Consider the following 12484-nt stretch of genomic DNA (forward strand, 5'->3'; position numbering starts at 1 on the left):
TAATCGATAATACCGATTCATTGTATATAGCAAAAAAACGTACGGCAAGCAGATTTGCTTAAACCATACGTTTCTACATTTTTATATTCTAGCTGCGCTTAGTCTTTTCGAAAAATCTGCTGCATCCCAAGACACACGATAAGTACACCGCAGCCGATTACCATCCACTGGATTTTAATCGTATCCGCCAGTGGTCCAAAAATCGCGGTACCGAGCGGCATAAATCCGCTGTACATCGCACCTAAAAGACCGAAGATACGCCCTTGTTTCTCTTCAGGAACATGCTCTTGCAGCATCGTGGTAGTTGAAGATTGAACGACTGGGATAAAAAAGCTCATCAAAAACATGAGAACCGCAAATAACCAGAACCTGTAGGTAAAACCAAGTGCCAACGAGATCGCGCCAAAACCTAGCAACCCGAATGCGAGTGTCCTCATTCTGTCCTTAAATCCACCCCAAATGCCAAGCAGGATACCACCCAAGACCATTCCGGCAAAAACAGCCATCTCATTTACTGTAAGAAACGTATAGCTGTCGCCAAAGGTTCTTTCGATCATCAGAACCGTTAGAAAGCTAGACGGAACACTCAGAAAGATGAACGCGCCATAATTGAGCAGCAGTCTTTTTACCTTTTTTTCACTTGCGGCATAGGAAATGCCGGCCTTCATGTCAGTAAAAAATGACTTGGAGGATTCCTGTTCTGAGGTTCGCTGCTGCGTGATAGACACTAAACATAAGATCGAGATACCGACTATTGCAGTGGCAACATCCAGCAGCAATGTCCAATGAAATGAACCTATGGATAAAACCGCCCCTGCGACTGCTGGCGAAGCAAATTGCACGATGGTCATCATACTGCCGTTGATCCCGTTGTATCGAATCAGGTGTTTCTCCGGGACGATTTGCGGAATCACGGCGCTCACTGCGGGGGTTTGAATCCCCGTTCCAATCGAGCGCAGAGCCGAAACTAAAATCAACCATGGGAGGATGGTTTCCGTTTCCCCAAACAGAAATACCAACGCTAGAAAAAGAGTCACTACTGCGATTCCCATATCAGCTAATAAAATGAGCCGTTTTCTTGGATAGCGATCCGCCCACACCCCACCAAAAAAGGAAATAATCGTTTGCGGAACCGTGGCACTTAATGTAAGGATGGTCATCCATAATCCGGACGATGTCTCCAGCGCTACCTGCCAGATGATCGCCATCTGAACAATCGATGAACCGAAAAGCGTGATCGCTTGGCTAATGATAAACAGCACCGTATTTCGCCGCCACATTTGCGGCCGCTCGTGTATTTCTTTTGTCAACATAAGATCCCCCGCTTTCTTGTCACCAGAAAAGTCTACTGGAAAAAAGCAGAGTGGTGTCTTAGTGGAGGGTTATTTACTTACTTCCTCTTTTTTTCAAATTCTAGTTAGCCAGTCGAACGTTATTGTTAGCTATCCCTTCATTTTTTTCATGCATGAGAAAAAAGCAGTTATCCTTTGAATAGATAACTGCTTTTGTTTTGTGCATGCTTTACTCTTCTATTTGATACAATGCCGTAGAGAGATACCGTTCTCCATTATCTGGGACGACCGCCAGCACCTTTTTATCCGGCCCTAATTCACCAGCCACTTGAATAGCTGAATGTATTGCCGCACCTGCCGAGATTCCTACTAAAATTCCTTCCTTTGCGGCGACTTCTCTGGCTGTTTGCAAAGCCGTTTCACTAGAAACCGAAAGTACGTGATCATAAATCGTCGTATCTAAAATTTCAGGCACAAATCCTGCACCAATGCCTTGAATTTTGTGTGGTGAATGCTTTCCACCTTTTAAAACTGGAGACTCTTCAGGCTCTACCGCATAAATCTTTATTCTTGGGCTGGTTCGTCTCAGCTCTTGTCCAACACCTGTGATCGTTCCGCCTGTACCGATTCCCGCAACGAATGCGTAAAGTCCCGTTGGACCAAACGCTTCTTGAATTTCCTTTGCCGTAGTTTCTCGATGCGCTGCTGTATTGGCGGGATTGTCAAACTGCAGCGGCATAAAGAAGTGTTCTTGACTCGCTAACTCGCTCGCTTTCGCAATCGCCCCCTTCATCCCTTCCGATCCTGGGGTTAATATCAACGTTGCACCATAGGCCTGAATCAATTTTCGCCGCTCGACACTCATCGTATCCGGCATCACAATGATCACTGGATACCCTTTAGCCGCACCTACCATAGCTAGACCAACACCTGTGTTGCCGCTAGTCGGTTCTACAATCGTGTCTCCTGCTTTCAATCGCCCCTCTTTTTCTGCCGCTTCGATCATGCTGCGTGCGATTCGATCCTTCACACTGCCGCCTGGATTAAAAAATTCCAATTTCACATAAACCTCTGCGCTCGTTTCCGGTACTACTGAGTTCAATTTCACAATCGGTGTCTCACCGATTAATGATAAAATGGATGGATAAATTTTTCCCATTCTGATTCCTCCAGTCAATTTCTTCTGATTCGATTACCTAAACTATACCTGCTACTCAGCTGCTTTAGCTAATTGTGCTTTTTTATGACTGTCCATTGATTTTAGTTATGGGTACACTTCAACGGTGCCCGCCATCAGCTTGAATCTCGTACTTTGTTGTTTTCTCAAAAAAAACTCAACCATCTGGGAAGATGATTGAGCGCTTGTTTTTATTTAGGCCTCCTGCACGCCTTCATTACGACTGATCGTTGCTTGTTCCGACTTTTTTTCAATACGAGTGCCCAAACGTGTAACTAATAATATAAGAGCCATCAAACCGCTGATCGCGATACCTGCAAGATACGAATTCGCACCGGCTGAGATTTTGGTTGCCGCAAGTATGATCGGTGCCGCGAATCCTGCGATGGATGAAATCAGTGTATTCATGGCGATCGCCACAGGAAATTGCTGGTGATTCGCTAAAATAGATAATTCGAATGGAATCGTTGCATTTACCATAACGATGCCCATGCCGGAAAACATGTTTCCAGCGATATGCAGGACTGGATTATTGAAAAAGACGATGCAGACATAAGACAATGCGAATGCGACAAATCCCCAGGCCATCGTGTCAGTCTTAGTAAGTTTGCGAATATACTTCAATCCAAATGCGGTACAAATCCCGCCAACGTTTCCTAGCGCTGTGACCATTGCGGTATAGCCTGTCCCGTTGCCTTTTGAAGCTAATAAAATCGATTGATTCGCCATAAAAATCATTAAGCAAAGAGAGGTAACAAAGGTTACAATCAACATCACATAAACGTACCCATTTAAACTTTTTAACGTCTTTCCAAAACTAATCGAACGTTGGTTAGAGACCTCTTCTTCTGATAATTTTCGATCCTTCGGTACCAACACCAAAACAACTAAAAGAATAATGATCGCTGCCCCATAGACCCAAAATAAATTTTGCCAGTTGCTACTTCCCAGCATTCCGCCGATAGCAGTGAAGCCCATCATGCCTAAATTGTTAAATCCTACAGCCCATCCCATAACAGATGCGCGTTCCTCGCCATCAAAATGTTCCTGCAAAAGAACAGGACCCACATTGCTGATTAGGCCAAGTCCAAATCCTAAAGCGATCATACACGCTAAAATGATGTTCAAGCTGCTATTGTAGAAGACCGGCAGCAGACCGCTGATCGCTACGATTGCTACAGAGATCACACCAATGTTCTTTCGTGTCATCTTGTAAGTTAGCCATGTAAAAAGTAAAGTCGCGGCTAATTGTCCCAACTGCGGGATCGAACTGAGCATTTGCACCTTTGAGATCGGCTCCTGCGGGAAGGATTTGGAGATCGCTGCGATCGCCGCACCAACAACCGATCCAGACATCAACAAAAGATTCATACTTAAAATACCTAAAGCTAGAGATAATTTTTTCTTATTCATAATAATTGCGCTCCTTCATAGTTTTGTTTCCGCTTTCAATCGATAAATAAAGTATAGGCTAGAAAAAAAATCCTCACCATATGCAAAATTCATGCGCTTTGTGGTCTTTTCATAGATTGTCTTTCCAGCCCTATCCTTTTACTCTTGAATATCTGCTTCCAATTGAACTTCCTTGTCTATCCGAACGATTACCAGTGCCTTTCCTTGGAATAGTCGGACGCACTCCAAGCTGTAAGGATCATGATTGATTGGGTCGCCATTCGCCACACCGATGATCTCTCCGTTTTGAACACAAAGAGATAGTTTATTGTCTGCGGTCGGAACCAGTCGCTGCTGGTCATCCACCCCTTCTAATTTACATAGACAATATTCTTTTCCTTCGTAAATTTTTTCGCTTTTAACTGAATGAATCGTCGAACTCGTTTCAACACCCGCTTCAGCGATGGATTCATTTTCTTCGTAAGCTACTGCCGAAATTTTTCCTGCATCATAAGGAACTTTCCAATTAGCGATACAACCAGCGATGCCTTTTTTACCGCAGCTTTTTCCATTGACGAACAGTTCAACATCACTTGCGTTGCTGAATACACGTACCGCGACCATTCCTTGATCATCGATCTCCAACCCCTCTTCATTCCAATGAGGCATGATGTGAAGAACCGGCTCTTTACTCCAAAACGCTTGATAATAGTAGTAATAATCTTTGGGAAATCCGCACAAATCAGCGATCCCAAATTGAGAAGAAATAGCGGGCCAGCCAAATGGGGAAGGTTCTCCGTAATAATCAAAGGCCGTCCATAAAAAGACCCCGCCCATATACGAATGTTCCGCTAAATAAGTCATCACTTTTTCTGGTCTGGCGGTTCCTCCTGCACCTGGATCATCTGGTTGCCGTTTTCCTGGCAGAATCATCGAAAACAGTGAACCAAAATTTGAACACTGGCATCGTTCTTCATCGTCCCGATAGATTCCCCGCGTAGAAAAGTAAGAGGCGCTTTCCGTACTCATGATCGGCAGTTTCGGGTACTGTTCCTTGATCTTGATGGCACCCGGTCCCATCGCGTCTGCCTCTGGATAATTCACTCCCAAAACATCATAATTTGCCAGATAATTTTCATTCACCACACCTGCCGGATTCAACAGCTCCGCCGAAACAACCAAACTCTCGTAATTATTTTGCTTGATGCAGGCGACCAGTCTTGACGCGATCCGGCTACCCAGATCGGTATTTCCAATAACCTCCTCATTAGCTGCTGACCAAAAGGCCATTGACGCATGCATTCGGCTCCTTCTGACCATTTTTTCTAAATCCGCCACACGCCACGGCGTACTTTCCAGTAAACGATTTTCATTCATTAAAAGAATTCCGAAACGGTCACAGGCATCTAGAAGCGCTTCAGATGCAAAATGATGCGCGCTGCGCCATGCATTGACGCCCATTTCCTTCATTGTTTTTACTTTATAATCGACTAGATCCTGATTCAACGCTACGCCCACACCAGCAAAATCCTGATGCTCACAAACACCCCGCAATTCATAAGATTCGCCATTCAAATAAAAGCCCTGCGTATCATAAAAAAATGTACGAACACCAAAATTTTTCCGGCATTCATCGGTCTCCAGTTGAAAAAGTGCTTCATACAATACTGGTTCTTCTGGTGACCAAAGTTTTGGCTCAGGTAAAACGAAGGTTTTCTTTAGCGTTCTTTTTTCAAACGGTTCGAATGTCTGTACGCCAAACTGAATCAGCTGTTCGCCGATCTTAATTACAGGCGCCGCCTCTACCGTCTCCATTGAGAAATTCTCAATACAAATCTCCGCGCCCATCACCGCCTGATCGTCTTGGATTTCTTTGGTATAAATGTAAGCTTCGTTCTTATCAAATGATACTAAGGGTAAAAATTCTAACCATACCTCTCTATAGATTCCAGCCCCTTCGTACCACCAGCCTTCCGCGCCAGTCGTCGTGTCTGCGCGGACGAGTAAAACATTGTCCCCCTCATCTTCGTATCTGGACATTTCAGTGATATCAAAAGAAAAACTGGTGTATCCGCTATCATTACGACCTAAATAAGCCCCATTCAACCAAACATCGGCCGCACGCATGACACCTTCAAAGTGCAAAACAACTCGAAAGTTATTCAGAAGACGGTCGGCTAGAGTAAATGTCCTGCGATAATACCCGATCCCTTCTTCCTTGGAACCTGACATTAGTGATTCGGGCGAACGCTTATGAGGGTGGCTGATTTTCCAGTCATGTGGAATCGTTACTGGCTGCCATTGACTATCGAGCTTTGAATCAAAATCCGTTCCCGCTAAATTCTTCAATCCTTGAACAGCATCCCCCTGAGCAATCAGTTTTAAAAAGTGTTCCCCACCTGCTCCATATTCGACTGGCTCACCGGTTTCCTCCGCTAAGGGAGCCGTAAAACCACCCAAAGCATGGGCTTTTTTGGCTGTTTTTTTCGGTAGGCCGATTTCGCCATAATGAAATAGCCATTGCTGATTTAGTTTTTTCTTTTCTCGCATCTGTGTTCCTCCTCTGATATCCTTCATTCTAGTCGGTCCCGCTCTGTGATATAATGAAAAATACCGACTTCAAGAAAACGTTTACTGTATTTTTCCGACCTTTTGGAGGTGTATGATGACCAACGATCCCTTTTCTGAGCTCCATTCTGCGAATACCGAGATTCCTCAAATTCGTACCCATTCGCCAATCGCCATTTTTTATAAACAAAAAATCGGCGAGAAAATCCTCTATACTAAAGTCCAGGACGGTGAGATCTCGGCCTTTGAGGATGAGGAATATCACGCATTGCACAAAAATCAAAATTTCGAATTGATGTATGTTTTGCATGGAGAATTAACGAATTTTATTGAGGATAAGGAGTATCTTTTTCATGCAGGCGAAGGCTGTCTGCTGAATACACAGATTTTGCACCGAGAGATCCTTTCAGATGGCTGCAACGTTGTGTTTCTAAATTTATCTCCGGCCCTGCTGCGGGATTTATTCGCCAATGATTCAGGCGACGGACCGATTTTTCAATTTCTGCAGCAAAATCTGCAATCAGACGCGCAGTGGAAACGCAGCTACATCGAATTTTCTCCGTGTCTGCCCTATCAAAGCGAAGGCTTTCATGTCATCATCGATTCGCTGCAGCTGGAGGTAGCCACGTCTAAAATCGGCCGCTCCTACTTCCAACGAGGCCTGATTTTACGCTTATTGGATGCTTTAGAAAATGCCAATCAGTTCACACTTCAGCAAATTGATCTAGATCTGTCCAAAGAGGATTATCTGGTCAATCGGGTGATCCACCTGATCGAAAGTCGTTTCGGCAACATTTCGCGAAAAGAAATCGAAGCCGCGCTGCACTATAATCCTGAATACCTGAACCGCCTGCTGAAGCGTCAAACAAAAATGACCATCGCCACCTATGCCCAGATGATACGAACCCAGAAGGCGCAGCAGTTATTAAATACAACCGATCTGACTATCCAGCTGATCGCTGAACGATTAGGTTTTTCTAGTGAAGCTTACTTTTACCATTACTTCAAAAAACAGACAGGCTTCTCCCCTAATCAGTACCGCCAAAAATTTAAGCTCTAAAAAACCGATTGAAGCATTCACTTCAATCGGTTTTTTTCGCTTTAAAAGAGTATTTATCGCGATATTCTGTTGGTAAGATCTTTAGATTTTTACGGAACATTTTATAAAAGTAAGAAGGATTTTCGTATCCTACTTTTACTGCAATCTGCTCAATCGGTGCGTTTGTATAGGTCAGATATTCCGCCGCTACATTTACCCGCTGAAGATGTACCAGCTTGATAAATGAAAGACCAGTGTGTTTTTTTAAATAGGAAGATAAATAATTTGGATTAAACCCAAAATGCTGCGCCATTTCTTCTAAAGTAATTTGTGCATAATTCTTTTCGATATACAGCAGCAGCGACAATAAATTAACGGAGGCGTCATCTTCTCCTGCAACCACTGCTTGTTCATTCGCCGCCGAACGAATCAGCCGCCCAAACAACGTCAGCAGCTCCAAATGGATAATCTGGTTCGACTGAGTATCTGGATAATAGTACTCTTGAATAATGTCCTCCACTAACAAATGGATCTTTGTGTCCTGATTGGTTCGAAACAACCGATAAATATTTTCTCCCTGCGTCTCGTTGGAAAGAAGTGAAAAAAGCAGCGAGGAGACCTTTTTCGTCACGCGATCCTCGTACATAAAATGATAGTCGTTCAAATTAAATGCAGTATCCTTTAGCGTCAGATTAATTACGATGCTCTCCGCCTCGATCGGCTCCACACGATGAATCGTATGATTTCCAATAATAATCAAATCATTTTGCTTCAATCTCAACTCATCGTTTTTAGTGATGACTGTACATTCGCCAGCGATCGGAACGATTATTTCAACATAGTCATGTACATGGTACGGAATAAAAGATTGTACAGGCTGGACAGAGATAGCAATCGATTGCGGGTTGACTTCTAATGAATCATCCAAGGTATGAAAAAATTCAAACACGGGTTCATTTTTCATTATTCCAGCACGTTTAGGCTTCATTTCCGGTCCCAACTCATCCCAGTTACGCGGCTGGTTTTTTTCTTGTAAAATTGCCAGAATTTTCTCCTCCATGGAACTCTCCCCTTTCAGTGTTTCGTACGTTATGCCTAAACTTGCTTATTGTGTGTGTCATCAAAATATTTGCGACAAAGAAAATCAATAAAAAATTTCATCGAAAAGCTGCCGACTTTATGGAAGCTTTCTGAGTTTATGTTAAATACATGATCGATTGACGAGCTGAAAAAATTGTTCTGCTGCTGCGTCAGTAAAGCGGTAGAACAATTGGAACGAAGTATCTGATCAAATACCTTTGAATTATTCGAAAAGAAATTGCCGTAGGAGGAAATAATGATAGCCAAAGAATCCTTCGTTAATGTTCGCGCCAGCTCTTTTTGCCCTTGATAACTGCTGCCTACATAAGCCAGTTTATTCGATAGAAGCAACCCCTCTTGTAATGAACGTGCCGTTTGAATGGATGTGCTATAGCCAAAAATCACGATCGTCTCGTGCTTCTTGATCAGCTGAATCAATTCCTCCAACATAGCGATATCCACCGTGTTTATTGTATCTTGAATTGACTGAATAATCGATTGCCCGTATGCTTCAAAAGAAAGAAAAGGTTCTGCTGAGATTGTTTGAAACTCTTCTCTGCTCAGACGGAACAACCGAGTAGGATCTGTCCGATTTTCTGTTTCGATTAGATCCTTCAGCTCCGAAAAAGAACGAAACCCAAAATGCTTGCAAAATCGGGTGATCGTAGAGGGAGTGACAAAAATAGCCTCCGCCATTTCTGTAATGGTCATCTCGGGAATGCGCGTTTTAAACTTAAAAATGTAAATGATGATTCTCGAAAATGTATCCGATAGCGCATGCTCATTCAAATAATCTAAAAGTACAAGTGTTTGCTTCATCAATTTCTCCTTTATAAATTGTAGATAATTTCAACACAATTGGAAATTTTGATCCTATAAGAAAATACACCTATGGATCAAAAAACAAAGCTGCTTCTGGGGTTGATAAAATAAACCCATAAAAAGAAAGGATGTTGAAAAATGAAATTTATGGATCGCTTTCAACAACTGTTAGAAAAAACACTCGTCCCCTTTTCTAACAAGTTAGGCCAAAACAAAGTAATGCAAAGTATCTCAGAGGGAATGATTATGACGCTGCCTGTTACGATTGGCGCATCGGTATTCTCCATTTTAGCGAATTTTCCAATAAAATTCGTCAACGAATGGTTTCAGAGTACAGGCATCGCCGCCTCTATGAACGCCATCGTCAATGGCTCAACTAACATTCTAGCGGTTTTTATTGTTTTTGCAATCGCTTATTCCTATGGGAAAAGATCGCATGCAAATGGAATCGTTGCTGGTTTGCTAAGTTTGGCTAGCTTTTTTATGCTGGCTCCGCAGTCGATTGGTGAAGGGGAAAAAGCGGTTGCTGCCTTTTCTATGAACTATCTTGGCAGTGAAGGAATTATTGTCGCTATTTTAGTTGCTATACTTGTCGCTGCTTCTTATGTGAAGCTCAGTCGTGTTAAGAAATTGGTCATCCGCATGCCAGACTCCGTCCCTTCAATGGTCAGTCAATCCTTGGAGCCGCTGGTCATCGGAATCATCATATTTCTATTCGTCTTCCTGTTTAGGTTGGCCTTTGACTTCACCAGTTATGGGACGTTTTTTGAATTTATCAATCAACTAATTGCTAAGCCGTTGATGAATATTGGCGGTTCTGTTCCGGCGATTTTATTGATTTTTGTTTTATCAAATATTTTGTTTTTGTTCGGGATTCATCCAGCAGCGGTGCAGGCGGCGATTATGCCGATCATTATTTCAATGATGGTAGGCAGTTCCGCGGCCTTCCAAGCAGGCGAACAAATTCCACATTTAGAAAACCTGGCTGTCTTTGCTTTTGTAAACAATGATTCTGCAGGCGGAACATTGAGTTTATTGATTATGGGATTATTTATCGGTAAATCTAAACGGTACAAAGAATTTTTCAAAATTTCGTTGGTCCCTAATTTGTTTAATATCAACGAACCCGTCATTTTCGGAATGCCGATCGTTTTTAATCCGATCCTATTCATTCCCTTCACCCTTTCCAGTTTAGTAAGCGGCGGTGTTGCCCTATTCGCAGTCAAAATCGGCTTTATCACAAATTATAACCCTATGATCGGGTTGGGAATGCCTTGGACTCTTCCAAAAGTCATCGCCAGTGTATTTACTGTTGGCTGGCAAGGACCGATTATTTGGATCATAAACTTCATTTTACTGGCGCTTTTGTATTATCCATTTTTCAAAGTTCTAGACAATCAAGCGTTAAAAGAAGAGGAGCAATAAAGTATGAGTGTGTTGAACCGTTTGAACGAAGATTTTCCGGATAATTTTTTGTGGGGTGCAAGTACCTCAGCATTTCAAGTCGAAGGCGCTTCTGCTGAGGATGGCAAAGGTCTTTCTGTCGCGGATATCCGCTCGATGGACAGCGAATTTCTTGACACATCTGTCAGTGTTGATCACTACCATCATGTCGAAGAAGATGTGGCGTTGATGAAGGAACTAGGATTAAAATCCTATCGCTTTTCTATTAGCTGGACAAGGATTTTTCCCAACGGCAACGATCAGCAGCCTAATGCGAAAGGTTTAGCTTTTTATCATCGCCTGATCACTCTTTTGAAAAAGAGCGGGATCGAACCAATTGTCACGATTTTTCATTTTGATCTGCCGCAGGCTTTAGTGGAGCAATACAATGGCTGGGCTGATCGTCGCTGTGTTGACGATTATGTTCGCTACGCCAAGTTCCTTTTTGACGAATTTGGCAATGTGGTCAATTATTGGCTGACGATCAACGAACATTCGTTGCTTGTCAATGTGCCGAGTATGATCGGTTTAAAGGATGATGATCCAAAAAAATTACGAGAACTGGCAGAGCATGCAAATTACCATATGTTTCTAGCACAGGCAAAAGTTTTTAATCTTTGCCATGAGCTGCTGCCGGCTGCCATGATCGGCCCTGCTGTCTCGTACATGACGAACTTATCCTATGATCATAAATCCTCAGATGCCTTATTAGGCAAATCGTTAGAAGATATGGTCAGCTTTATTACAATGGATGTTGCTGTTAGAGGAGAATTTCCTACCTACTACACGAGAAAACTAGTCGAAGACGGAATCTCTTTGCCAATTCAACCAGAAGATGAAAAAGATTTTGAAACTGGTCGTGCAGATTTTCTAGGTCTTAACTGGTACTGCACGAGTATTTTTCGACACAATAAGCAAGCGTCCTCTAAAATGCTCGCAGGTGTCGTCGATCAAATTGAACGCTATGAAGATCCAGCATTACAGCATACGGAATGGGGATTTTCATTTGATCCACTTGGCATGCGGTATGCGCTGCAACGTGTCCATGACCGCTTTCCGCACCTGCCCTTAATGATCACAGAATGCGGCTGGTCGGAAAAAGAACAATTAGAAGACGGAAGAATTCATGATTCTACGCGCGTACGTTTTCTAAATGACCATATTTACCAAATCAGAGAAGCGATTCGGGATGGTGTAAATGTCATTTCCTTTAATCCGTGGTCTTTTATCGACCTGTTAAGTGTGAATGATGGCATCGATAAACGATATGGTCTGGTCTACGTTGACCGAGATAATTTCTCAGAAAAAGAATTGAAACGATATAAAAAAGACAGTTTCTATTTTTATCAATCGGTCATCCAGCACAATGGCCGCAACATTGAAAAAGAACGAACCGGCAACTGATTTTCATAGTATTCAAGCAGCTCCTCGTATTAATCCTAGATATGTCGTCTAAGTTTAATAGGAAGAGCTGTTTTAATTGAGGTATTTTTCGTAAAAAGTTGAAATTTCATAGGTTCTCTTCTCTTAAAGTCGCTTTTTTTTATTATGTAAAGGAAATCCCTCACGTAAACTATTCTTAGCAACGAAGGAGGCACACTTGAAGCCGTGAAATGAACACACTGCAGATGTTTTTTCGCAATGGTTCTCATCAAATTTCCAAGCTAAAAT

General features: G+C 42.7%; 9 protein-coding genes. 3 read left to right on the forward strand and 6 right to left on the reverse strand.

Features of this window, described 5'->3' with window-relative positions; all coding sequences use genetic code 11:
- Positions 1 to 98 precede the first annotated feature (98 nt).
- The 4 genes from I585_RS14230 to I585_RS14245 form a co-directional block, all read right to left on the reverse strand.
- Entirely contained in the window at positions 99 to 1313 is a 1215-nt protein-coding gene (locus I585_RS14230) for an MFS transporter (protein ID WP_010742483.1), read from the reverse strand.
- 208 nt (positions 1314 to 1521) lie between these two features.
- Positions 1522 to 2451 carry a cysteine synthase A gene (cysK, locus tag I585_RS14235; protein WP_010742484.1) on the reverse strand — a complete coding sequence of 310 codons (930 nt, stop codon included), beginning with the start codon at positions 2449 to 2451 and terminating at the stop codon, positions 1522 to 1524.
- A gap of 213 nt (positions 2452 to 2664) precedes the next feature.
- The gene (locus tag I585_RS14240; protein WP_010742485.1) at positions 2665 to 3882 is read right to left on the reverse strand and encodes an MFS transporter; all 1218 of its coding nucleotides are present in this window, start codon (positions 3880 to 3882) and stop codon (positions 2665 to 2667) included.
- Positions 3883 to 4020: 138 nt separating this feature from the next.
- Complete coding sequence (locus tag I585_RS14245) at positions 4021 to 6411, reverse strand: DUF4982 domain-containing protein (protein WP_010742486.1); 2391 nt, start codon at positions 6409 to 6411, stop codon at positions 4021 to 4023.
- Between the two features lie 115 nt (positions 6412 to 6526).
- On the opposite strand from I585_RS14245, the gene I585_RS14250 reads away from it, so the two are divergent.
- Positions 6527 to 7489 carry an AraC family transcriptional regulator gene (locus tag I585_RS14250; RefSeq protein ID WP_010742487.1) on the forward strand — a complete coding sequence of 321 codons (963 nt, stop codon included), beginning with the start codon at positions 6527 to 6529 and terminating at the stop codon, positions 7487 to 7489.
- A 22-nt stretch (positions 7490 to 7511) separates the two neighbouring features.
- Here the strand turns inward: I585_RS14250 and I585_RS14255 are convergent, their stop codons facing one another.
- Together I585_RS14255 and I585_RS14260 are read right to left on the reverse strand one after the other, a co-directional pair.
- Positions 7512 to 8528 carry an AraC family transcriptional regulator gene (locus I585_RS14255; RefSeq protein WP_010742488.1) on the reverse strand — a complete coding sequence of 339 codons (1017 nt, stop codon included), beginning with the start codon at positions 8526 to 8528 and terminating at the stop codon, positions 7512 to 7514.
- Positions 8529 to 8563: 35 nt separating this feature from the next.
- Entirely contained in the window at positions 8564 to 9367 is an 804-nt protein-coding gene (locus tag I585_RS14260; RefSeq protein WP_010742489.1) for a MurR/RpiR family transcriptional regulator, read from the reverse strand.
- A 141-nt stretch (positions 9368 to 9508) separates the two neighbouring features.
- Between I585_RS14260 and I585_RS14265 the strand changes: the two genes are divergently transcribed.
- Both I585_RS14265 and I585_RS14270 read left to right on the forward strand, forming a co-directional pair.
- Complete coding sequence (locus I585_RS14265; protein ID WP_010742490.1) at positions 9509 to 10795, forward strand: PTS sugar transporter subunit IIC; 1287 nt, start codon at positions 9509 to 9511, stop codon at positions 10793 to 10795.
- Between the two features lie 3 nt (positions 10796 to 10798).
- Positions 10799 to 12217, forward strand: a complete 1419-nt coding sequence (locus tag I585_RS14270) for a glycoside hydrolase family 1 protein (protein WP_010742491.1) — start codon at positions 10799 to 10801, stop codon at positions 12215 to 12217.
- Positions 12218 to 12484: the final 267 nt, after the last annotated feature.

The sequence above is a fragment of the Enterococcus malodoratus ATCC 43197 genome, from assembly GCF_000407185.1.
GTDB classification, from domain to species: domain Bacteria; phylum Bacillota; class Bacilli; order Lactobacillales; family Enterococcaceae; genus Enterococcus_A; species Enterococcus_A malodoratus.

Excerpts from the sequence above, each read along its gene's own strand:
- I585_RS14265 (WP_010742490.1), top strand. The coding sequence starts at position 9,509 with ATGAAATTTATGGATCGCTTTCAACAACTGTTAGAAAAAACACTCGTC.
- I585_RS14245 (WP_010742486.1), bottom strand. The coding sequence starts at position 6,411 with ATGCGAGAAAAGAAAAAACTAAATCAGCAATGGCTATTTCATTATGGC.
- I585_RS14240 (WP_010742485.1), bottom strand. The coding sequence starts at position 3,882 with ATGAATAAGAAAAAATTATCTCTAGCTTTAGGTATTTTAAGTATGAAT.
- I585_RS14255 (WP_010742488.1), bottom strand. The coding sequence starts at position 8,528 with ATGGAGGAGAAAATTCTGGCAATTTTACAAGAAAAAAACCAGCCGCGT.
- I585_RS14260 (WP_010742489.1), bottom strand. The coding sequence starts at position 9,367 with ATGAAGCAAACACTTGTACTTTTAGATTATTTGAATGAGCATGCGCTA.
- cysK (WP_010742484.1), bottom strand. The coding sequence starts at position 2,451 with ATGGGAAAAATTTATCCATCCATTTTATCATTAATCGGTGAGACACCG.
- I585_RS14230 (WP_010742483.1), bottom strand. The coding sequence starts at position 1,313 with ATGTTGACAAAAGAAATACACGAGCGGCCGCAAATGTGGCGGCGAAAT.
- I585_RS14270 (WP_010742491.1), top strand. The coding sequence starts at position 10,799 with ATGAGTGTGTTGAACCGTTTGAACGAAGATTTTCCGGATAATTTTTTG.
- I585_RS14250 (WP_010742487.1), top strand. The coding sequence starts at position 6,527 with ATGACCAACGATCCCTTTTCTGAGCTCCATTCTGCGAATACCGAGATT.